General features: G+C 43.8%; 20 protein-coding genes. 5 read left to right on the top strand and 15 right to left on the bottom strand.

Features of this window, described 5'->3' with window-relative positions:
* Positions 1–214: 214 nt before the first annotated feature.
* From J2Z65_RS18495 to J2Z65_RS18450, 10 genes are all read right to left on the bottom strand, one after another.
* The gene (locus J2Z65_RS18495; protein WP_167057540.1) at positions 215–697 is read right to left on the bottom strand and encodes a CcdC protein domain-containing protein; all 483 of its coding nucleotides are present in this window, start codon (positions 695–697) and stop codon (positions 215–217) included.
* A 123-nt stretch (positions 698–820) separates the two neighbouring features.
* On the bottom strand, positions 821–1,474 hold the full coding sequence (locus J2Z65_RS18490) for a M48 family metallopeptidase (RefSeq protein ID WP_167057543.1): 654 nt from the start codon (positions 1,472–1,474) through the stop codon (positions 821–823).
* A gap of 186 nt (positions 1,475–1,660) precedes the next feature.
* The gene (locus tag J2Z65_RS18485; RefSeq protein WP_167057546.1) at positions 1,661–1,846 is read right to left on the bottom strand and encodes a twin-arginine translocase TatA/TatE family subunit; all 186 of its coding nucleotides are present in this window, start codon (positions 1,844–1,846) and stop codon (positions 1,661–1,663) included.
* Between the two features lie 27 nt (positions 1,847–1,873).
* On the bottom strand, positions 1,874–3,082 hold the full coding sequence (locus J2Z65_RS18480; protein WP_167057549.1) for a ZIP family metal transporter: 1,209 nt from the start codon (positions 3,080–3,082) through the stop codon (positions 1,874–1,876).
* Positions 3,083–3,103: 21 nt separating this feature from the next.
* On the bottom strand, positions 3,104–4,147 hold the full coding sequence (locus J2Z65_RS18475) for a multicopper oxidase domain-containing protein (RefSeq protein WP_167057552.1): 1,044 nt from the start codon (positions 4,145–4,147) through the stop codon (positions 3,104–3,106).
* Between the two features lie 234 nt (positions 4,148–4,381).
* A complete protein-coding gene (locus tag J2Z65_RS18470) occupies positions 4,382–5,137 on the bottom strand; it encodes a cyclase family protein (protein ID WP_167057555.1) in 756 nt (251 codons plus the stop codon).
* Between the two features lie 177 nt (positions 5,138–5,314).
* The gene (locus J2Z65_RS18465) at positions 5,315–6,316 is read right to left on the bottom strand and encodes an asparaginase (RefSeq protein ID WP_167057558.1); all 1,002 of its coding nucleotides are present in this window, start codon (positions 6,314–6,316) and stop codon (positions 5,315–5,317) included.
* A 44-nt stretch (positions 6,317–6,360) separates the two neighbouring features.
* Positions 6,361–8,064: an ABC transporter substrate-binding protein gene (locus tag J2Z65_RS18460; RefSeq protein ID WP_167057561.1), complete on the bottom strand. Its 1,704-nt coding sequence runs from the start codon at positions 8,062–8,064 to the stop codon at positions 6,361–6,363.
* Between the two features lie 100 nt (positions 8,065–8,164).
* Positions 8,165–9,100 (bottom strand): carbohydrate ABC transporter permease, encoded by a 936-nt coding sequence (locus J2Z65_RS18455; RefSeq protein ID WP_167057563.1) that lies wholly within the window; start codon positions 9,098–9,100, stop codon positions 8,165–8,167.
* Positions 9,101–9,112: 12 nt separating this feature from the next.
* Complete coding sequence (locus J2Z65_RS18450; RefSeq protein WP_167057566.1) at positions 9,113–10,018, bottom strand: ABC transporter permease; 906 nt, start codon at positions 10,016–10,018, stop codon at positions 9,113–9,115.
* A gap of 125 nt (positions 10,019–10,143) precedes the next feature.
* Here J2Z65_RS18450 and J2Z65_RS35895 point away from each other — a divergent pair, with 125 nt between their 5' ends.
* The 4 genes from J2Z65_RS35895 to J2Z65_RS18430 all read left to right on the top strand — a co-directional run bounded on the left by J2Z65_RS35895 (position 10,144) and on the right by J2Z65_RS18430 (position 14,492).
* Positions 10,144–11,931, top strand: a complete 1,788-nt coding sequence (locus J2Z65_RS35895; protein WP_167057569.1) for a histidine kinase — start codon at positions 10,144–10,146, stop codon at positions 11,929–11,931.
* Positions 11,928–13,376, top strand: a complete 1,449-nt coding sequence (locus J2Z65_RS18440) for a response regulator (RefSeq protein WP_167057572.1) — start codon at positions 11,928–11,930, stop codon at positions 13,374–13,376. Before J2Z65_RS35895 ends, J2Z65_RS18440 begins: the two co-directional genes overlap by 4 nt.
* 82 nt (positions 13,377–13,458) lie before the next feature.
* Complete coding sequence (locus tag J2Z65_RS18435) at positions 13,459–14,286, top strand: metallophosphoesterase family protein (RefSeq protein WP_167057575.1); 828 nt, start codon at positions 13,459–13,461, stop codon at positions 14,284–14,286.
* Positions 14,283–14,492, top strand: a complete 210-nt coding sequence (locus tag J2Z65_RS18430; protein WP_167057578.1) for a hypothetical protein — start codon at positions 14,283–14,285, stop codon at positions 14,490–14,492. The genes J2Z65_RS18435 and J2Z65_RS18430 overlap by 4 nt, the downstream gene beginning before the upstream one ends.
* A gap of 107 nt (positions 14,493–14,599) precedes the next feature.
* Here the strand turns inward: J2Z65_RS18430 and J2Z65_RS18425 are convergent, their stop codons facing one another.
* From J2Z65_RS18425 to J2Z65_RS18410, 4 genes are all read right to left on the bottom strand, one after another.
* Positions 14,600–15,769 (bottom strand): Ger(x)C family spore germination protein, encoded by a 1,170-nt coding sequence (locus J2Z65_RS18425; protein WP_167057581.1) that lies wholly within the window; start codon positions 15,767–15,769, stop codon positions 14,600–14,602.
* Positions 15,766–17,337: a spore germination protein gene (locus J2Z65_RS18420; RefSeq protein ID WP_167057584.1), complete on the bottom strand. Its 1,572-nt coding sequence runs from the start codon at positions 17,335–17,337 to the stop codon at positions 15,766–15,768. The genes J2Z65_RS18425 and J2Z65_RS18420 overlap by 4 nt, the downstream gene beginning before the upstream one ends.
* A 67-nt stretch (positions 17,338–17,404) precedes the next feature.
* Positions 17,405–18,508 carry a GerAB/ArcD/ProY family transporter gene (locus J2Z65_RS18415; RefSeq protein ID WP_167057587.1) on the bottom strand — a complete coding sequence of 368 codons (1,104 nt, stop codon included), beginning with the start codon at positions 18,506–18,508 and terminating at the stop codon, positions 17,405–17,407.
* Between the two features lie 92 nt (positions 18,509–18,600).
* The gene (locus tag J2Z65_RS18410) at positions 18,601–20,112 is read right to left on the bottom strand and encodes a GMC oxidoreductase (RefSeq protein ID WP_167057590.1); all 1,512 of its coding nucleotides are present in this window, start codon (positions 20,110–20,112) and stop codon (positions 18,601–18,603) included.
* A gap of 95 nt (positions 20,113–20,207) precedes the next feature.
* Between J2Z65_RS18410 and J2Z65_RS18405 the strand changes: the two genes are divergently transcribed.
* Positions 20,208–20,891: a ThuA domain-containing protein gene (locus J2Z65_RS18405; RefSeq protein ID WP_167057593.1), complete on the top strand. Its 684-nt coding sequence runs from the start codon at positions 20,208–20,210 to the stop codon at positions 20,889–20,891.
* A gap of 46 nt (positions 20,892–20,937) precedes the next feature.
* Here the strand turns inward: J2Z65_RS18405 and J2Z65_RS18400 are convergent, their stop codons facing one another.
* A complete protein-coding gene (locus tag J2Z65_RS18400) occupies positions 20,938–21,855 on the bottom strand; it encodes a phosphotransferase (RefSeq protein ID WP_167057596.1) in 918 nt (305 codons plus the stop codon).
* Between the last annotated feature and the right edge of the window lie 37 nt (positions 21,856–21,892).

The following is a 21,892-nucleotide window of genomic DNA, read 5'->3' as shown; positions in this document are numbered from 1 at the left end:
TTCATTGCCTTTTTGATTATTCCGCCTCCCCTTTCCCCTTCTTTGCTGCATGCTTTTAAGTTAACATATTTTCTAAAATATATATTTGTAATATCCCGAGCTTTTTTACAATAATCCACCCTTTTTTATGAGAGTAATCGGCCATTCGGTTAGTACAGCTTCAAAAAACAAAAAAACTGATGCCGGTTACGTACCGACGCCAGTTCATTTGTTGTTAAATATGGAGCAAAGCTCGCTTGGAAGAGCTAACATTCCGGAATTTAATAAAACTAACGATCCGCCATGTTGCAATGTAGCCAAAGGTAATCAAGTTGCACATAAAGCTAAGTGTACCAGGTTCAATAGAGTGAATAGTCGCAATCGCGATGAAACGCAGTGCAAAGATCACGATCAGAAGCACGAATACCGTTTTATTACGTTTAATAAATGTGCTGCCATTTTCTCGAACCTCAAAATTGGTCGTCATGATCAGCGGAATCGATACCATCATCCCGATCAACAACGCAATGATCACTTGTTCTTCACCGATATGCAGCGATGGATCGAACAATTGCATGAACGAGGTAGAAATGTATAGGATAGGCAGCAGCAGCGTGATTCCCGATTTTTTAAGCGGCTTATACATGCCACTTCGTTGACCACGAAGAATAAAAAAGAAAATTAACGCCGAAATCAGTAACGATACTGTTGAATTCATAGTTACGAACACTCCCTTAAAGGATTTTATAGTCTAATTATCACTTTTTAGGGAGGTTTTCATAAGTGAATCAAGTCATGGATTGAAGGTGACAATCGTCATAATTGCATTGAAATCAAAAACTCAAAGTGTCATAGCATGTCCATACCTGGCCAAAAACTCTTCTTTTATTTTATAATCCGGCATTATGCTTCCTACGCGTCTCCAAAATGATCGATCATGATTCATATGTGTTAGATGACAGAGTTCATGGATGATCACATAATCAATAACATCAATTGGAGCCATCGCTAAGCGATAGTTAAACGTTAATTTCTTATCCGAGCTGCAGCTTCCCCACTTCGTTCTGGACTCCTCGATCTCAAACGATTTTGGTTTTACCTTCAACTGGGTTTGATAGATTTTAATTCGTTCAGCTATGATCTTCTTGCAGCTTGTGAAATAAAATTTTTTAAGATTCATTTTCATCTCTTCCTCCTGAAGTCCAGCCGTATCGATTAACTCATGAAGGAAGTAATATTTTCCAAGATGAAGGAACTTGCCTTGGTCTTGATACTCACCTGTCTTAGGTACTTCTCGCGATTTTGCAATAAGCTGCAGCTTTTCCAATATCCTTTTCCCATGTTGCTTTACGACACTCATCAAGATCTCCTGGCTTGTATCATTCGGAGCTTTAACTGTTATGAAACCCATCGTGTCAATTTGAATCGATATTTTTTTTCTTACGCCATATTGCACGTTAAATTCTATTGTCGTATTCTCAAATTCAATTTTCATATGATCATCGTCCCTTTTTGCTTTCCCTACTATATCCAACTATTTTACCTTTCCTAACTAAAAAAGACCAATCCGCAATCAAGCGGATTAGTCTTATCTTCAGTAGATAAGAAAGTATAAGTTTTATACTTTTGCTTCGCATCTACCTTGACAAACGCGTTCGTCCAAAAAGGACGACGAAGTCGTTTATCCTTGTTCGCCTTTTGGCTTCTCTTTTGCTTCTTCTTCCAATAACCCCTTCGTGCCTTGTCTAAACTCCTTGATGGTAGTACCGAATGCGCGACCTAATTGAGGAAGTTTTGAAGGGCCGAACAGCAGCAACGCAACTGCAAAAATGATGATGACACCGGAAACACCAATACCTGAAAGCATGAAAACCACCTACCTTCTTCTACCGGATTAAAATTTAACCATGAGAGCTGTAACATACATAATCATAATTCCAGCCGTTAGCCCTCCGAAGTTCATCCAAGAAACGGGCGATAAACTGCGTTTCTCGGATTCTTTAAGAATCATTTTTGAAATGACATAAATGACTTGCAGGATAGCGCCAGCACCAATGCCGAAGAATAGGGCAGCTAATGTATCGTTAAAAATAAAGCCCCCTGCCCAAGTTCCAACAATGGCTGGGCCCCCCGCTATTAAGGCTAATGTAAGAAAAGTCTTCCAAGTAGGACAATCCTTTAGCAGCGGAGCTGCGATTCCTACGCCTTCCGTAATATTGTGAAGGGTAAAACCAATAATCAAGAAAGTTCCCAACGCTGCCTCTCCTACAGCAAAAGCGGATCCAATAGCGAGACCTTCACCGAAATTATGAAGTCCGATGCCTGTGGCTATTTTTTTGGAAACCCTGCTTCCCTCTAAAGTCCTGCTGCTTAACTTACGCTCATTCGACTGGTCAACCGCTATCAAGAAAAGGCAACTGAGGAGTGCACCAAACCACACTAGTCCGGTTCCTTGAAACACGCCAGGAGCTTCTGAAGCCATTTCAAAGCCTTCTTCAAAAGTATCAATCACAAGAAAGAATAAAAGTCCCACTGTCAGGGAAAGAATGGCATGCATGCCTTTGATTGAGAACCTGCGTAGAAAGGGATACCACAAGAGTCCTAACCCTACTGGAATAACCCCAACATAAAATCCAATTAACGCATATTGCCAAAACAGCTTCCCATTTGGTACTGGTGTTGCAGCAGCTGCTGCGACTTCACCGGTGAATATCAAACCGTTCGTCGTGATTAACTTAACTTCATGCGGATCTCCTTGAACCCAGGGATATGGAATATGAATCGTTCCCCGTTCGAACCTTTTTAACGTATCGCTAGGGGTAAAATGGGCATTCCAAAAGGCTCCATCGACAACGACTTGCGCTATCGTTATTTCCTCCGGGCCCGAATTTAGAACCTTTACTTGAATGCCATCATCGTTCAGCGTAATCTTCTCGACATTCAACACTTCAATTGGAGCCGCAGGCTCACTCTCAATGCCAGTACCTACTTTGGCAATCGTTGCAATAATTGCTATTAACAAAATTAGCGGAAGAACTCCCCATAAGATCGCCTTAAAATGGATGGATGACCCCTTTTTTTCACTTTGACCCCTAATACTCATGGAACCCTCGCCTCTCCTTTCTTATTCAGCTATGAAGAACCCCATCCAACCAAGCTCGGCAAATTCGCTTTGATGGGCGTGAAACATGTATTTACCAGGAGACGGAAACACGATTTCCAAAATCCCGCGTTCTCCTTGACATTGCATAATCGTATCCGTAAACTGTGGACGCGCTTCAGGATCAGCGCCGGTTGCATAATAATTAAAAAAGTTCGCATGCAGGTGAAAGGAATTAATGAGATCAAATTCAGTCAGATTACTGAGGTAGATACGTACGAGCTCACCGACCTTTACTTTGATGGGCTCTTGCTGATAGGCAAAGGCATACCCATTTACGGTGTAAATTTCGTTTTCGCCATCTAGATCAAGATCAAAGCCGTTCATGAGCATGCTGAATTCTCTGGCTGCAGCCCTTGGTTTCTTCGGATCAATAATGAAATTGCCATAAAGTCCTTTGTGAATATGTCTGGCTAAAGGAGCTACATGGCAATGATACACATGCATGCCGGCCGGCTTTGCTTCGAATTCATAAGTAAAAGAATCGCCTGCGTTGACGGCTTCAAGTCCATCCATATTTGTAGGATGCATACCGTGAAAATGGATGGAATGCGGATGACTCGTTGCATTGCCAAAATGAATACGAAGCAGATCCCCTTCTGTACAACGAATAGTGGGTCCCGGGATCGTGCCATTGAACGTCCAGCCGGGAAACTTGATCCCTTTAGCGATCTGAACTTCGTTCTCATAAGCAGTTATTTCATACTCGCGTAATGTTCTTCCGTCAGAGAGCTTACTTACTTTTCCGTAGTCAAAAGTTGTGAGTGCTTTCCGAGCCGCTTTAAATCCTTCGGTTACTTCCATACTAGGAACATAACCATGCTTCATTCCTTCATGCAGCTGATTTTTCATGGCTTTATGAATGTCATGCTTATCTGCCGCTAAAGATGACTTACCGAATAGCGTAGATGGGTTTAGCAGAGCACTTCCAATGACAGCAAAAGCCCCAGCGCTTCCCATCTTCAAAAGATTGCGTCTTGACATCTTATCCCCGGAGTTACGGAACATCTTATATCCTCCCTTTTTATATTGCTTGTTTACAATTTTTTTGCACTAAGGAAACATTTTGGGTAAAAATTTTGTTTCCAATGGGACAAAAAGTTTACCAAAGGAAACACTTTGACTTAAATATATGCCGAATCAAGCGGTTTGTAAACCATTTTTTTCTTAAGAAAAAAAAAAAATTAAGGATAAAAAAAACCAGTATAACGGTTTCCCGTTATACTGGTTTTGGGTCTTCAATTATTCCACGATCGCGACGGGACGCGCCCAGCCAGCACTCGCCTTTTCCACTTTAATCGGAAAACAGCATACTTTGAAACCGAACGGCTTCGGAATTTGCTCCAAATTAGCCAGCTTCTCGATCTGGCAATATTCCCGATCCTTGCCGACATAATGCGCTGCCCACAAAACGCCCGGCTTCGGTTCCTTTTTATATGCTTCGGCCTGCAGGTTGAGCGGGATATCCCACCCCCAGCCGTCAGTGCCTACTACCTTAATGCCTTGATCCAGCAACCAGAGTGTTGCTTCGGCCGATACCCCTGCATGCATAAATGCATAATGTTCGTGGTACAGCCGCTTGTCCGCATCGCTTCGTATAAGAACAATATCGAGCGGTTTCAACGTATACGCAATCCGTTTTAGTTCCGCTATCAAGTCGTCCGTTGTAATCTCATATCCCGGAGGCTTGGAACTGAAATCGAGCAGCACACCATCGGAATAGAACCATTCGAGCGGCATCTCATCAATCGTCCGTGCCTGCTTCCCTTCGGAAGTAGGCCAATAGTGCCATGGCGCATCAATATGAGTTCCCGCATGCGTGTTCAACGTTACCGTTTCTGTCGCCCACGCCTTGCGTTCCGGAAAATCTTCCTGCTTGAGCCCTAGTACCGCTGCTGCTTGAAGCGCTCCGTCTTCATGGCTCGCATACTCGATCTTTGCCGGCAGCGGTTCGCGGATGCTTGGACTAATCGGCACACTCAAATCAATTAACTTCATCACGTACCCATCCTCTCTCATCTCCCAAATCAAGCTCATTATATCATATTTCTTTTTATACCAATCGACATGACGCCCACTTTATGGGAACAAGAGGGCGCTATTTAGGCGAAAAACAGAAGACAAAACCACTCCTGAAAGGAGTGGCTTAATAAATCGAACATATCCTGTTCATGTTTATTCAGTTAGATCAAATACCGCCTTGCTGAATCCGACAATCCGATTGGCATCGTTCCTAATGGTCGCCTGAGATATTCGATATAAATCGTCTATCGTCGCATGGTTTGGATAGTTGATTTGCTCCAGAATGGAAGCGACAATGAGCGGCCACTCCTCCTCAGAACCGTCCAGCACCTTCAAAGCAAACGCCAAGCGCTCGTTCTTCAATCCGAAGCAATAAACACCTTTGGCGCCTCCTTTAGCGACGATGTTCGAGTCCCTCAGCAGGACGGAACATATAAAATCTGTGCCTGCAATCATTTCATTGTGCTCACTCATAAGTGCGGTCAGTTTCTCAACGGCGGATCTGATTTGCACATCCACAATCAGATTAGGGCATGCCAGCTTCAAGTAGGCTCTTGCTAATCCATCAAGCGGAAGAGCGAAGACAGGAAATCCACAGCCGTCGATCCCAATCGGAATCTGCTCTTCCGGCACCTCGGACAGCGAAGCCAGCGTACGCAAGATTTGCCTTTGGGCAGGATGTTCGGGGTCGCAATAGGACTCCATTTCATAACCCAACCCTTTGCACAGCGCCAATATTCCGGAATGCTTGCCGGAGCAGTTGTGAAACACCCGCCGCTTCGGACTGCTCTTCCGCACGACCTCATCTCTTGCACTCACATTTAAGGGATACGTCGATGCACAGACGAGCTTCTCTTCCCCGATTCCAATTTTGTGAAGCATCGACTCGACCGCTTCAATATGGAATGGTTCTCCCCGGTGCGATCCGGCAATAACGGCTGTCTCCTTGCCGGTAAAGCCAAAACGCTTTTCGATGCCATGCTGTAGAACAGGAATCGCTTGAAACGGTTTGGCCGCCGAACGCAAGTACGTCATATGAAGCGGATTTCCAGATGCATAACGGATGCTTCCTGTGTCGTCGACACCGCAAATATGGCCAGCATGCGTGCATTCGAGCACGCTACCGCGGTACTCTTCTACCAATATGCGCTGCATCCTCAGTCTTCCTTTCCAGACGGCCTAATACATCCTGGATGCCGTTATTTTTTATACCCTTTGTCATACGCGTCCTGATAAATTTTGATAAATTGATCCATGCCGGAATCTTTAAGTCCTTTCAAATAAGCATCCCAATCTTTGTCAAGGCTTTTGGCTCCCATAATGAACTGCAGCATGGACTGTTTGACGTAATCCGTAATAATAGGTTTCAACTGTTTCACTTGATTCGCCTGTTCATTCGTCAAGAAAATGTCCGTCGGGAACTCTTCCTTCGGTTGATGCCCTTCGTACAATTCCTTGGTTGCCTTGTACAAGCGGGTTTCCAATCCATCCATGGTGTAGATGTCCTGGCTTGCGGCATAGGCCGTTTCGCGATATTCGGACGAACGCAGGTTAGGTCCCATTTGATTCCAATGGTCGTTCTGTACTTGACCTACCCCGTAAGACGTTTCTTTCACTTTGAACTTGGCTGCAGTACCCCGCGTATTTTTATCGGTCGGTTCTGCCTTCACCCAGTTGCGGCCCTCTTCTCCGAAGTTAGATAATGTTGTCCCCTCATCCGAGTACAGATAATCGGCTAAACGAATAGCGGCTTCCGGATTTTTATTTTTATTTGTAATTGCAAATACAGAATTTCCGATACCGATGTAGTGCGGCGTAAACGAAGCTCCATCTGGTCCCGTTAGAGGCGCAATCGGATCGTAGTCTTTGTGACGAGTTGCGGTTGGCGACGCATCGGTGAATTCACCGAACCAACCTGCTGGAATCGCACCGGCGATCGCTGTATCCGGGCTATTCCCTTTTTGTGAAAGCGCATCGGATTTCTGCGTAAACGCCTCCTTATCGATCAAACCTTCCGAATACAGTTTATTCAAATACTGCAGCCCTTTTTTGAAGCCAGGTTGGTCAACGGAGGTTCCAAGCTTGCCGCCATTCAACACAAAATAGTTGTTATCGGCATTGAAATAAACGAACGCATTCATGACGAAGGTTTCAATATCCGTGTGCCATCCCGTTGGCGAACCGGTGAATGCAATTTCATCCGCTTTGCCGTTGCCGTTCGGATCTTTTTCCTTAAAAGCTTTCAACATGTTGTAGAAATCATCTGTCGTCTTAGGTGCGCTAAGCCCCAGCTTTTGCAGCCATTTTGAGTTCACCCACATTTTGGCCGAAAATTGGCAGTGATAGCATTCGTTCACGGAAGGAATCGCATAGATATTTCCGTCTGGCGCAGTGATCGCCTTCTCCAAATAGGAGATATCTTTGAACGCCTTCTTAATATTTGGAGCATATTGATCGATCAACTTGTTTAGGGGGAGCAGAACGCCTTGTTGACCGTATAGCAGCTGCTCTTCTTTCGTAAGATCCCCTGACATGAAAATATCAGGATAGTCGCCACTTGCGAGCAATAACTGCTTTTTCTCTTTCAAGGCTGCCGCTTCGCCTGGGACAAGCTGCCAGTTCAAGTGAACATTCGTTTTCTCTTCTAGATACTTCGTAAACCAATTCGTATTTAAATCTGCAATATTAGCCGATTGCGGCGCAAATGCACTCATTGTGATTTTATTTTTGGCGATGGGAAAGCCGGTTACATTCACGTTGCTCCCTCCGTCTGCGCCCCCCCCATTAGGGCTAGCGCTGCCATTCGGCTCACCACTGCCAGATGTGCAGCCGACTACAAACGTAGTAATGAATACTATCAGGGCTACCGATTTCCATGTTCTTTTGGTTCCTTTATTCCCCATACTCAAAACCCTCCTTGTTTGTCTTCGTCTATCAATCACACGGGGGCAAACCTGGTCTGTTCCGCTGCCTCGCATCCCGCCTTTCAGTGTGCGTCCAAATTTAGCCTTTCAGAGAGCCAATCAACAGCCCCTTTACAAAATGCTTTTGCACAAATGGATAAAGAATTAATACAGGCGCACTTGCAACGACGATCAAAGAATATTTTAGCAGCTCCTTCAAGCCCTGTCTTTCCGCAAGCTCCCTGACATCCTTGATCATCGTAGGATCAATCGAGTTAAGGATGAGAATGTTCCGTAATATTAGCTGCAGCGGATACAATTTAGCGCTTTTCAGGAATATTAACGCTTCAAAATACGAGTTCCAATAACCGATCGCATACATGAGCACTAGTACAGCAATGATGGGTTTGGAAAGCGGGATAACGATCTGCAGCAGAAATTTGAAATCGCTGCATCCATCCAAATGTGCGGCCTCCGTCAGTTCCGACGGAATCGAGGTCTGGAAGAACGTCCTTGCCAGAATGACTTGCCAGACGGAAATTGCCCCCGGAATAATCATGGCCCATCTCGTGTCGAGCATGCCTAGTCCTTTAACGGTCAAATAATAAGGAATTAATCCCCCGCTGAACAGCATCGTAAAAACGAACAGGGCCGTTATGACATTGCGACCATAAAAGTTTTTTCGAGAAAGCGGGTAAGCAGCCGTAATCGTCAACGAAACACTAAGCAGCGTCCCGAAGAACAGATAGAATAACGAATTGCCATACCCTGTTAGGATTTGCGGATTTTGAAACACTGCTTTATAGCCACGAAGAGTTGGTTCTACCGGAAGCAGCCACACCTTGCCAGAGATAACAGCCGATGAGGAGCTGAATGATGAGCTCACAATATAGATAAGCGGATATGCGACGATAACTAAGCAAATGATCAAAAACAAGTAGACAAAGAATAAATACAATCGGTCTACACTGCTTTCAAGAATGCGGGTAGGCGACTTTCGTGTTTCTAGCGACAATGTCTGTTCAGGATTAACCATTTGTTCGACCTCCTACCACAAACTCGTTTCGGAATTTTTCCTTGCCACATAGTTCACAGCAATGAGCAGCATCAAGTTAACGATGGCGTTAAAGAGCCCAACGGCTGCGGAGAAACTGAAGTTCGCCCCGACTAAACCCATTTTGTAAACATAAGTGGAAATAACTTCAGATGCTCCAACATTAATGGCATTTTGCATCAGGTACACTTTCTCAAACCCAACGTTCATGATTTGTCCTGCATTCAGAATGAGCAAGATAACAGCCGTTGGCATGAGACTTGGCAAATCGATATGTATCATCCGTTGAAAACGAGAAGCGCCGTCCACTTTAGCTGCTTCATACAAATGCGGATCCACCCCTGCCAAAGCGGCTATGTAAATGACCGAGGCATACCCCGTAAACTGCCAAACATCGGAGAGCACATACACGGTTTTGAAATACTCCGGCTTAGACATGATATTTTCCGCAGGGAACCCGAATTTATCAGCCAATAGATGGACGAAACCAAGCTGCGGGGAAAGGAACAACATAATAATCGAGACCATGATGACGGTTGAGATAAAATACGGTGCGAATGTGACGAGTTGAACGGTCCGCTTAAAAATACCATTTTTCAATTCGTTTAACGCTAAGGCAAGGATGATCGGCGCAGGAAAACCAACAATCAGCGAATAAAGGCTAAGTAAAGCAGTATTTTTAATAATTCTCCAGAAAATAGGCAGTCGGAAAAACTCAATAAAATGCTTAAAGCCTATCCAATCGCTTCCCCAAATCCCTTTTGTAACCATAAAGTTTTTAAAAGCAATTTGCACGCCAGCCATCGGCACGTATTTAAAAATAATTAAATAAAGAAGTGACGGCAAGATGATCAGATAGAGCTGCCAGTTTTTCTTTACCATTCTTAATGCTATACTCATGTTACTCCCCTCCACGCTGCATTTACTTTTCGGCCATTATTAAGCGCTTACAAGGTCTATCATATAGGACGGAGAAACAAATTTATAGGGATCATTTTTAAGCCGAACTGTCCATTTATAAGGTGGTGGCATTTATTTCAAACAAACCTTCTTTTAACTTTCAGAACTTGTCCATTGTTAAAAAAATGGCGATTGGTTATATCGTCATTATTTTCATTCCGATCATTTCGTTTGGCCTTTTCCTTTACAACCAAAACTATAACAGCTTTCTTGAAGAATACGCGCAAGGCAGGCAAAAAATCGTCAATCAGGTGCTAAACAACATAAATATTAGCACTGTGCAGATCGAATCGGCCTATCAGCTTTTCCAAAATAATTCGAATACAATTGCCTATTTAAGCGGTAACTACCGGACCGATTTTGAACAAGTATCCAATTTTTTGACCTACATCAGACCGTTATTCTCTTATATTCTTTCATCTAATCAGATGATTGATGGGATGACCATCTACATGGAGCAGCAGAACGGCATGATTTTTCGCCCGGAAATGGCGAAGATGGACGAGTTCAAGTTGGGCGAGAACATCAAAAAGCTCCCTCTTGGCGTTGGCAAATGGATAACGGTGAATAACGTATCCGATCAAAATATCAACCTCCATTATGTGCATAAGATTGGTAACCGGAATTTCGAACAGGATATCGGTCTTCTTGATATCAAAGTAACCTCCAAGTTAATTAAACCATTATTCGAATCGCTTAATTTGAACAGCAGAAGTAATTTATACGTGCTTGACCAAGATCATCAAGTCATCTCTCGCATAGAAAAAATCACGTTATCTAAGGATTCAGAAAAGGCTTTATTGGCTGATGCCTTCCAAATGAACGCAAAATATTCGTATCAAAGTGTCAACGGGAATAAAATGCTGATTGAATCGTTTTATGCCGACAGTCTTAAACTTCATTTTGTCATGATGGAGCAAGTTGACGATGTGTTTAGCGGGATCAAAAAGAACAAATATGTGCTCGTAATGATGGTCTCTATCCTTTTATTACTTCTTTCCGGCATGTATTATTTGATCGCCAGTTCCATAACAAAACGCATTTTGAAGCTTTCCAAGCATATGCGGCAAGTTGATGAGAACTATTTTCCACTGTATCATGGAGAAATTAATAAAGACGAAGTCGGACATTTGACCTCCTCCTATAATGCCATGATTCGGCGAATGGACGAGTTGGTCAACACGGTCCACCGCTCAGAAATGCTGAGAAAGGAATCCGCTTATCAAATGATGCAGGCGCAAATTAAGCCTCATTTTCTTTACAACACGTTAGAATCAATTCGGATGATTGCGGAAGCAAACGATGACCCGGAGGCAGCTGAAATGTCTTATACGCTGGGCAAGCTATTCCGTTACAGTCTGTCGGGAACGAAAAGCGAAACTTATTTGCGGGAAGAAGTGGATAATGTCAGAGACTATATCAAAATCCAGCAAATTAGATTAGGCGACCGCATGCAAGTATCCTTCATTATAGATGCTGTTATCGATAACTTTATTTGTCCCCATTATATTTTGCAGCCAATCATTGAAAACAGTATCGTACATGGGATTGCGAGCGTAAGAAAACAAGTCACCCTCTCCATTCGAATCTGGGAAGATTCCTCGTTTATGTTCATTGCGGTTAGTGATACAGGTGCTGGTATGGAGGAAGATCGGCTCAAACTCGTTCAACGCGTGTTAAGCGGCGCATCGGACGTGCAGCTTTTGCAGATCAACGGCGGAGGTATCGGAATGATGAATGTAAACGAGCGCGTGAAAATGTTTTTTGGCGATAGTTCAGGTATCCAAATGGAGAGCAAGCTTAACGAGGGAACGACTTGTCTTCTCAAATTAGGTAAGGGGGCAACAAAATGAAGCTCATGGTTGTCGATGACGAACCTATCATTTTGAATGGGATCATCCGCATGATCCAGAAAGCGAATACATCTTTTACTGAAATTGTTGGCGCTGTCGACGGCATTGATGCGCTGCAAAAGCTTGCGTGCTTTCAACCGGATTTGATCCTTACGGATATCCATATGCCAGAGATGGACGGGCTTGCTCTTATCAAGGAAATACAATCGCAAAACCTTTGTAATCGCTTCATCATTATTACCGGCTATGGCGACTTTGCTTATGCCAGACAAGCGCTGCGCTATCATGTTATGGATTATTTATTAAAGCCCATCAATAAAGATGAACTTCTGTCTGTACTGGGTAGAGTCGAACAAACCATTCGTGTGGAACAGCAACAGACCAAAGAACATGACCTTTTGCTGCTCAAAGAACATATTCTTTATAATACGCCGTTTGAGGACATGCCGCTCAAGCCGGAACTGCAGATCACTCTTTTTCCTGAACCGTATACAATGGTTCTTGTCATTCAAGCATACGATGGCACTCCTTTGCTAACTAACGAACGACTAGAAGACATTTGTAGTGTTCTAAGGCAATTGAGCATGCAAGCCTATTCCCTTCAATCCCGCTTCCTACGGCAAGCCGTTCTCCTTATTAACGGCAAACAAAGACTTACAGACAATGAACTTCAACAGGCATGTGGCGATCTTTTTTATACAATGGGCACAAAGAGCGCTGGATATCATATTGGTGTTAGTGGGAATCAGAACGAAAAGGAAAGTTTGCGTGAGCTGTATATTGAAGCGATGGCGGCTATGTTATGTAATCGATACTTTTCCGTTAGCAACATGACCGTTTTCAGACAGGAGTCAGAGGATTTAGTCAACGATGAAGGGTTCGCACAATCCGGGAATCGAACGTTGGAAAATCAGATTTCTATTGAGCAAATCGAAAAGGAAATGCAGTCCATCCATCAGCTTTTCTCAGGTGACGACGACTGCCACAATAAGCTGAGAGAGCGTTTTCTCGTCTGTGTAGGCGCTCACTGCAGCGCTGCACTGGAGGATACACAAGTATCCGCGATCTCTGGAAAACTCATTCCCTTTGAACGCCGTCAGGAACACAAACAGCCGCATATCCAGGCCATCGATAAAATCGTTACTTTTGTCGAACAAAATTACAAACTGGATTTATCGCTTGACGCTGTTGCCGATCATGTGCAAATGCATCCTAATTACATCAGCATGTTGTTTCGCAAAGAGATGGGCCTTACTTTTCTTCACTATTTGCATACGTTTCGACTTGCCAAAGCCAAACAATTCATGCAAGATCACCCGGAATGGCCGATCAACACCATTGCAGAGCTTGTTGGATACGAAAATCCGCGGCATTTTTTCAAAGTGTTTAAAAAGTTTGAAAACACCACGCCCGGACAATACCGACATGGAAATTCATCTTTATAATAGTCCAAGATAGGACAACCCTTTTTGCATATAAAGGATCATATATAACTACTGTTGACCTTTAGAAAGGGTGATCCTCAGGATGAAAAAGGATCAGAGCAAACCACATAAATTACCGTTGTTATATTTGCTTATTAAGTCACAATTTCGTCGTTTTACTGCAACTCAGGTTATCAACTTTGCTGTTATGGGCGACAGTCATGTAGGTTATCAGAATGGCGCCGGCATTTTTAAAGCTCTTTTGCCAAAAGCAGTCCAATCTGGTCAAAAAAAATTCGTCATTTTTGGAGGGGATAATAAGCACGGAGGATCTACATCGCAAGATGCCAATGCTTGGTATAAAGAGTTCAAGGATATTGCCTCAGGCATTCTGAACCCAAAGAACATACCCTTTAAAGCATCGATAGGCAATTGGGAAGATAATACGAGAGACTTATTCAAGCATTATCTAGGCTCTACGGTTGGACAGATGAATATGCCAGGAACAAAAGGGAAGGTGAAGCACGTCTGGTTGGACAATGCTCCCGGTAAATTCAGCGACGAAAGTATCGCTCTGTTGAAATCCTTGGATCCTAATTTTTCCTATGTGATAGATTTTCATTGGCCGTTGAGAGTTCAAGGGATTGGCGTGGATCTTTCCCATGTTCTGAGTAGAATGGAAACGGATCGTTTTTTTAATGCGATTCCTGGCCATGTAAGAAATAACATTCTTGCTATTTTTACGCATCACGCCCATGCCTGGTATGAAAAAACCAGCCCCATTTACCCCGGATTCACCAAGACGAAGTTTTATGTGTGCGGATGTTCGGGCGCTTATAAATGTACCACCGGAAATAGCGGTTATTACGACGCCTCGTTGATCATCAAGAATAATCAAATCGACATTCATGTCATGGCGAGGAAATTTTGAAAATCGAGTTCGAGGCTTGGACTGCCGCTGGAAACATCGGCAGCCTTGTTGTTATCGAATGCTTTATCTCAGGACGATGGATCAATCGATTTAACAATAAACTTGGCTGGCTGAGCAAAAATGAAACTGATTACGTCATCAAGATTCAGCCAAGGTTTTCCCGTTACATAAAGGAAACCAAGATAAAGGATTGGCAGCAACAATAAGCCATAGACAACTCGTTCCATTCGGCTTATCCGAGTCCATCTTGAAACGTCGAAGGATAACATCAACAGAAGCACACAAAGCAAAGAAATGATTTTGACGAGCACAGTTAACCTCCTCCTCCTTCTGAGAATGGCGTCCCGGCGTTCAAGCCCGTATTCAAAACAGTTATCTCGACATCGACATTAAACTTCATTTCAGCAAAGCGCTCCTCCCACGTTGGTTTCAACTTTTTCCACAAAACTGGGTTTTTTCTGAAAATTTTATTTCCGACACCGATAATATCCATTTTATCTTTTTGTAGAATCGTAATCGTTCTCTGGATGTCATGCTCAACCATTTTCTTGATCCTATCCTCAAAACGTTTGTCGTCTTCTTTGCTCTTCAGTACAGAACAGTGGAGCTCACTGACAGATCCCTTTATTTTAGTTACCACACTAACGGTGACTTCTTTTCCTTTTATTATTGGCGTTACCTTCGTATCCAAAGTATTAACTTCGATTGACTCTTTGAGTTTCTTTTTTTCTGATGAGTCGGCGGGACAGGGAATTTCCAGAATTCCGCTCTCATATTTGTTCATGAGCATAAGTAATCGTTGCGTGTCAAAAGGCGTTACAATACCACTAACCATCTTCCCTTTTTTTAACAATGCGATTCCAGCCACAGAAACATAATTGGGCGGATTGTCTTTGTGAATATAAGGCACCATCGCGGTCCCCGTCTCGCTCTGCATTTGAATCGCCAGATCAAGCAGCGGAACTGTTGATGTTTTGGCGGAGAACTTGGTGGCAGACTCTTCAATTTTCCGCAACTGCTGGCCAATTGTATTCTCAATGAATGGTTTTATCTCCAAATAATCGCCGGCATTTCCTTCAGATATTAACAAGAGAACAGAGGATCTTGGTTCGTGATCCCGAGAGAAAAAGTCGAGAATCTCCCCTACGTTTTGATTCCGAGCTACTTTATCACTTATCAGAATAACGCGCATATGATCCCATTTCGCTTTCCTTCCGAGATGAATAGGGATATCCCGAACGGCTTCAAAGATGGTATCCGCTTTTGTCTTAATATTGATCCCCTTTTTTACTTGCTTGATTGCTCCGCTAACTTCTGCCCCGCTCGATGGGTTGTAAGAATGGATCGTAAGTTCGAACTCCATGCTTTCACTTTGATCAATCGCAACAGCTTGTACAAAAGCGTACTCCGTTAACTCCGCTTTATCCCAACATCCTGGTAACACGAATAACAGCAACAATCCGAGAACAACACGTGATTTCATTGTATCTTCTTCCTTGCTCCTGTTTTCTTATGCAGGTGCCGATTTCGGGGAGAATGAAGCAAGATTTTCCGTGGGATCATCAGTACCACATCTCGCAATTGATGGAAATCAAGAGGCGCCACGGGTGCCAAATAAGGCTGGCCGAGCGAACGTAAACAGCTCAGATGCAGAAGCGTCAACAGCAAACCGAACATCATGCCTAAACCGCCCATTGATGCCGCGAACAGCATGAACGGAAAACGCAGGATTCGGATTGCGATGGCCATATTGTATTGAGGAAGCGAGAAATTAGCGATCCCGGTTAAGGAAACGACAATGACCATTGCCGGAGATGCAATTTTGGTTTGGATGGCAGCTTGACCGATAACAAGGGCGCCGACGATGCTCACGGCAGAGCCGATCGGACGCGGTAAACGAATCCCGGCTTCTCGCAGCACTTCAAAGAAAAACTCCATAATCAGTGCCTCCATAAACGCGGGAAATGGAATACCCTCCCTCGTGTCCAGAATGGCTAATAACAGAACGGTTGGAATCAGCTCGGAATGGAAGGTGGTTAAGGCGATATATGTACTGGGCAGCAAGAGTGCCATTAAGAATGCCCCGATCCTTATGAAACGAATCAAGCTGGAGAAAACAGCCCTCTGGTAATAATCTTCGCTTGATGAAAAAAATTCAAAAAACATGCTTGGCGCGATCAAAATGGATGGAGAACCGTTAACAAAAGCTACAATTTTTCCATCTAACAGTGCGGCGACAGCAGTGTCTGGACGTTCTGTATAGCGGGCTTGGGGAAATGGGGACAACGTGGACTCGCCTATCCATTCTTCCAAATAGGACGTCTCCAATATCTCTTCTCTATCGAGATCCGCCATTCGCCGCTCGAATTCAGTTAATGTTTCGGGATTCACAGCACCATCCAGATACCCATAAGCGATTTGCCTGCGCGTTTCCTCACCTGTCGTCATAAAATTAAATTTGAGTTTAGGCGATTTCAGCAGGTTACGAATCAAGCCGATATTCGATCCAATATCTTCTATCGTGCTCATATGAGGTCCTTGTACAACTGGTTCCATAACAGGTTCTGTAACCTGCCTACTCGATAATCCAAGTGCGTTATAGGCTAGAACTTGATTCCACTGGTCGAAAAAAATGACGACGTCACCGTCCAATATGTGCTGAACAGCTTGATCGAAGTCATTCAACTTGATGGCCGTCTGAGAAGATACCCCATGTCGCGTGAAGTAGTGTATCACATCTTCGGCTGTAATTGTCGTTGCTTGACCGACTTCGTGCGGGACCAAATCCTGAAGTGTTTCTTTCATATAATTTAATTTTTTCTCTTGGACCAGCGTATCGAAATAAACGGAGAAGGCCTTTTGCTCCAGCCCGGGACCGTAGCTCCATGGAAGAATAATAAGATCTTTGCAAGCGCAAAACGTCTCTTCGATCCGCTTCAGATTGTAAGACAAATGGGGGGAAATCGGAACTACTCTCTCCCCTTCCTGTTGTGCGGCATCCGCAGATAACTGGTTACGCGAGCGGTTCTTGCTGAGGAATTGTTTCCACATCGTCGACACTTCTCTCTTCGGTAATTACTGGAATATACCCTCCTTATTGTTCCTTCGAATGTCAGTGCTATTCATGCCCGCGGGCAGCTTTCCTTTTGAATAAAGTGACCAAAGTAATGAGAAGTATGGGAGCTATAGAAAAAGAAACGCCCATTAACGGCCGGATCACGGATACAATCTCTAGAAATTCCCCTCTTCTCTGATACATGGTCGTAGAAAGCAGCAGTGTAATAAATGCAAGAGGAAAAACGATATTCCGATATTCTTTTAATTTCAATAATTGAGATATACCTAAGACAAGAACGAAGAGAATAATCGTTGCTTTCATATAGGAACCGACGATCAATGCTATCCCACTCAACATTTCCACTCTTTCAATTATTTCTTGCAAAGAGATCAATCGAGCAAGCTGAAACACGGAATACTTAACGTTACCGGTAATCGGTCCTAGCACCATAATGGAACAAACCGTAACCATAATTAACGTAATAACGACAATCATAAGGGACCCATACAACTGCTTCCCCAACTTCTTCCCATCACCCCCAACCGTGAACGGCAAAATCATCGACAGTAGTACGACATCCGTAAATGGAAAGCTCGAAGCCATATAGGCACCGTGAAGCACAGGTTGGAAGCCATAGGGTAATACCGGAAGAAGATATTCCGGATGATACAGCGGCGACACTAATACTAAGATCACAATGACAGAGATGTACATCCAAATAACAAGGAAGCTGAACATTCGGGCCATGACCTCAATCCCCGCCCTTACCGTCAACGCAGCAAGCAAGAAGAAAATAAAATTGATCAGAAATAGAGGCGTTTCTTTCATCATCGTAACCTTAAAAAAAGAGCCGATATCGAGTACGATATTGGGAAGAAGTATCAAGGGTACACTGAGGAAAGGAATAGTAACCAGAAGCGAGAACCATTTCCCTATGGCTTCTTGCGTATATTCCATAAATGTTAATCCAGGATACTGCCTATTCAAATAAAGAATGCACACCAATCCGAGCACAGCGATACTGCTTGCTAGCAGAATTGATATCCAAGTCGCATTTTTGGCTACAGCTACTAGAGACTGAGGTGCATTGATAATTGCCGAGCCAACCAAGGAAATTTGAAAAAGGAGAGCCAATTGTACAAGACCGATCTTTTCTGGATTCATTATTTGCCCACCCGATCGCTACGAAGAAATAATGATAACTAGTGTTAAATCATTGTTAAATTAGTATGACCCACGGAATAAAACAATATGAATTATTTTCCATAGTGTGCAATATAATCTGCCGTACGAATAGCCAAGGCCACTGTTGTTAGCGTAGGATTGGCACCCCCATTGGAAGGCAGCACACTATTATCAGCCACAAATAAGCCTGAGATCCCGTGGATTTGGCCATATCGGTTCGTGACAGACGTCGCAGAATTATGGCCCATTCGGCACGTCCCGAAATCGTGGAATGGCCTTCCTTCAGGCCTCCGACAAATGTCGGGAATGCCATTTTGCGTTTCTATTTGCGAGCCCATCGCCAAGGAAATGCTGCTTAAAGTAGCCGATGCTTGGCGGATGACCTCTTTATCTTTGTCGCTATAAGAAAAATGAATTTTGATCTCAGGCATACCGTATCGATCGATTCGATTCGGATCCAAACTTATTTTATTTTCAAATCTCGGTTCCACTCTACCGTACGTGCTGAGCACGAATTGGAGCTTGTCGCGAAGCGGGATTTGTTCCTCTTGACGCCAAAAATCGCCGCCAATTTGCACCTGGAATGGCTGCTCGACGGAATAAGGCAGCATAATGCCGAGAACCCCCAGTAATTCAGGAAACTCCGTACGTTTTATAGTCGCAGGGGCAATAACGATCGAATGATTCGATAAATAATGCCCGATTGCTTTACCTGGAATGCCAGAGCTTAGCAAGAGACGAGGACTCTCCAAAGTACTCGCTGAAACGATAACGTTCTTGGCTTTAATTACAAACGATTTCATATCCGCCGTCATAACCTTGACGCCAGATGCTCGATGATTGTCGGTGAAAATACGAACGGCGCGTGCTTTCACAGCCAAATCGAATGGATTCAGATGGATTGCTCTACCGAGAAAGACAATCGAACTGAAAAAAGAATTGGAATGAATTTGGCCATACTGCGTGGTTTGTAGATCGGTTGCTAATGGCATTGGTTGTGCCTGAGGATAACCGTGAGCGCGGAGACGTTGGAGCAAAACATTCGTATAGCTAGATCCTTGCGTATAAAGCGAAGATACGTTCATCGCTTCTTCAGCGATGTTATAATATTTTTCCATTTCTTGAAAAGTAATTGGCCAGGTTTCGAATTCGGAAGCATGCAGCCGGGGAGTGACCGCTCCCCAGAATACCGTTCTGCCGCCTAGGATGGAAACAAGCAATGCACCCGGAAATTCGGATGACATCCCCCCGATCGTCTTCGATATTTGAGGGTTGGCCAAATATTTCGCCGCCCGCTCTTCGTTCATCGTGACGATATTGTTGACATGCGTAGGGATTAAGGCATCGCCTGCCTCCAACATGGCAATACGCTTCCCACTGTTTTTCCAATGCTCACACAGCCTCCAGAGAACAGCTCCGCCACCGGCTCCGCTGCCGATAATAATCGCATCGTACTCCGTGCTTGCCATTTCTTCCAGCGAAACAGTCGGAATCCAGTTCACCATATAGTCCGTCGGGATATCTGAAGAACAAATCGGCATGTCGACCGGCTTATTCCTGTTTGCGACGATATGAATTTTCAAAAGCGATTCACATCCTTTTTTTAAACTCAAATAAAACGAAAATTTAGGTAATCGCATATCATGGTCTATATATCTTATTGGAGGAAACCTAATTTATGAAAAGAGCGTTTACCATCCATATTAGGCATGATCTAGCAAGCTGGCTTGGACAGAAAAAAAACAAAACGGCACTGATCGTATTTGGAGGGTCAGAGGAACATCATCCCAAAGAAGTCGCCGAAATATTGGCAGCCTTATTAAGAGAAGAGTATATTGATGTACAACTTTCGAATTCACTCGATATTTTTCGAGATGAGGAGAAATTAAAACAGGTAGATTTAATTGTCCTGATCTGGACAAGAGGAACGATTACGCAAGAACAGTTGAATCCTCTACTGGCTGCAATAAAAGCTGGAACCGGATTCGTAGGCATTCATGCATCCGTCGGCGCATTCCGCGGGGAGATTGGATATCATGAAATGATCGGCGGACAGTTCCTTGATCACCCTGGCGGTGCAGACTCCGTTTATGAGATCCGTATTACAGATCCTACTTCCCCTATTATGAAAGGCATCGAAAATTTTAAAGTCAAAACGGAAAAATATTATATGCTCATTGATCCATCTATTACCGTATTGGCAGAGACTAGCTTCGGAGATGTGGTTATGCCAATGATGTGGACGAAAAATTACGGTAAAGGGCATGTCTTCTACAACTCGTTGGGACACACCATGGATATCGTGACAATGCCGCAAGTGTTGGGGATGATGAAGCGTGGGATGCTTTGGGCAATGAGGTAAATGACTAGTTTACGTAGCAAAATGCAAGCAATTAGAGACCCATCCTCTATACATCGGCAAGAGCACGAGCAATAATCGCTTTAGCTTCAACAGCTACTTCGTTATCTTTCTCATCAATGGCTTGCATCAAGATCAACATGGGGATGTATACAGCAATCATCCGAGCTAATACCTTCGTCTCTTCGTCCACTTCCCCATATTCTCTAAAAAAATCAGAGCGGGCATGCGGAGGCAAAAAGCTGTATGCGACATTCAGATCGCAAGCAGGGTGACCGAGATTCATATCTCCCCAGTCGATGATTCCGGAAACTTCGCCTCTCTTGTTCACCAATATATTTTTGAAATGAAGATCGCCATGAAGGAAAACATACCTTTGTTGTACTCGGTCAGTTGTATGCTGCTCCAAATAATCCAAAATTGCACGATGTTCTTCCCTCTTCAAATGGGGGCTAAGATCGGATAAAAATTTAAGCATTTTCTCTTTGCGTTCAGTAAGGTCGGTGAGATTCCTGTGGTCCCTTTGTATGCCGTTCTCTTGAGCAATTTGCACCGGAAAAGCATGCAGCCTTTTTAAAAATTGCGCAAGTAACGAAGTCGATAGCTGCCTCTGCTCGTCCGTCAATCCAATCGGAAACTTTCCCGATAAATAGGGATAGCCTAGAAAAGGTGCTGGATATTCAAGATTCCCTTCACCAAAAAATAGCGGTTTTGAGTACGGGAGCGTAACAAAGTCTGCAAGCTTTGGTAAGATCTTTGCCTCCATTCTTAACAAATCAATCGCTACTTTTCTTCTTGGAAAGCGAAAAACATAATCTTCTCCAACAAGAAAAACCGTATTATCCCAGCCGTAACCTAATCTTTTGATAGGAGCAGACATTAACGAAGGAAACTGACTGCTAATTAATTTTCGGGCGAGTTCCTCTGAAACTTCCCACTCTGCATCCCATAGATTCGAAATGTCCATACGCCCCTACCCTTCCAGCCATTTCACTCCCCAAAAA

Source organism: Paenibacillus aceris, from assembly GCF_017874035.1.
In the GTDB taxonomy this organism is placed as follows: domain Bacteria; phylum Bacillota; class Bacilli; order Paenibacillales; family NBRC-103111; genus Paenibacillus_E; species Paenibacillus_E aceris.
The sequence above is the reverse complement of the archived record's forward strand: the minus strand, read 5'-3'. Positions and strand labels throughout refer to the sequence as shown.

What these genes read in the sequence shown, in the direction of transcription:
- J2Z65_RS18460 (WP_167057561.1), bottom strand. Translation starts at nt 8,064, where the DNA reads ATGGGGAATAAAGGAACCAAAAGAACATGGAAATCGGTAGCCCTGATA.
- J2Z65_RS18400 (WP_167057596.1), bottom strand. Translation starts at nt 21,855, where the DNA reads ATGGACATTTCGAATCTATGGGATGCAGAGTGGGAAGTTTCAGAGGAA.
- J2Z65_RS18495 (WP_167057540.1), bottom strand. Translation starts at nt 697, where the DNA reads ATGAATTCAACAGTATCGTTACTGATTTCGGCGTTAATTTTCTTTTTT.
- J2Z65_RS18435 (WP_167057575.1), top strand. Translation starts at nt 13,459, where the DNA reads ATGAAAAAGGATCAGAGCAAACCACATAAATTACCGTTGTTATATTTG.
- J2Z65_RS18420 (WP_167057584.1), bottom strand. Translation starts at nt 17,337, where the DNA reads ATGTGGAAACAATTCCTCAGCAAGAACCGCTCGCGTAACCAGTTATCT.
- J2Z65_RS18405 (WP_167057593.1), top strand. Translation starts at nt 20,208, where the DNA reads ATGAAAAGAGCGTTTACCATCCATATTAGGCATGATCTAGCAAGCTGG.
- J2Z65_RS18440 (WP_167057572.1), top strand. Translation starts at nt 11,928, where the DNA reads ATGAAGCTCATGGTTGTCGATGACGAACCTATCATTTTGAATGGGATC.
- J2Z65_RS18465 (WP_167057558.1), bottom strand. Translation starts at nt 6,316, where the DNA reads ATGCAGCGCATATTGGTAGAAGAGTACCGCGGTAGCGTGCTCGAATGC.
- J2Z65_RS18485 (WP_167057546.1), bottom strand. Translation starts at nt 1,846, where the DNA reads ATGCTTTCAGGTATTGGTGTTTCCGGTGTCATCATCATTTTTGCAGTT.
- J2Z65_RS18455 (WP_167057563.1), bottom strand. Translation starts at nt 9,100, where the DNA reads ATGGTTAATCCTGAACAGACATTGTCGCTAGAAACACGAAAGTCGCCT.
- J2Z65_RS18450 (WP_167057566.1), bottom strand. Translation starts at nt 10,018, where the DNA reads ATGAGTATAGCATTAAGAATGGTAAAGAAAAACTGGCAGCTCTATCTG.
- J2Z65_RS18490 (WP_167057543.1), bottom strand. Translation starts at nt 1,474, where the DNA reads ATGAAAATTGAATTTGAGAATACGACAATAGAATTTAACGTGCAATAT.
- J2Z65_RS18480 (WP_167057549.1), bottom strand. Translation starts at nt 3,082, where the DNA reads ATGAGTATTAGGGGTCAAAGTGAAAAAAAGGGGTCATCCATCCATTTT.
- J2Z65_RS18425 (WP_167057581.1), bottom strand. Translation starts at nt 15,769, where the DNA reads ATGAAATCACGTGTTGTTCTCGGATTGTTGCTGTTATTCGTGTTACCA.
- J2Z65_RS18475 (WP_167057552.1), bottom strand. Translation starts at nt 4,147, where the DNA reads ATGTTCCGTAACTCCGGGGATAAGATGTCAAGACGCAATCTTTTGAAG.
- J2Z65_RS18470 (WP_167057555.1), bottom strand. Translation starts at nt 5,137, where the DNA reads ATGAAGTTAATTGATTTGAGTGTGCCGATTAGTCCAAGCATCCGCGAA.
- J2Z65_RS18415 (WP_167057587.1), bottom strand. Translation starts at nt 18,508, where the DNA reads ATGAATCCAGAAAAGATCGGTCTTGTACAATTGGCTCTCCTTTTTCAA.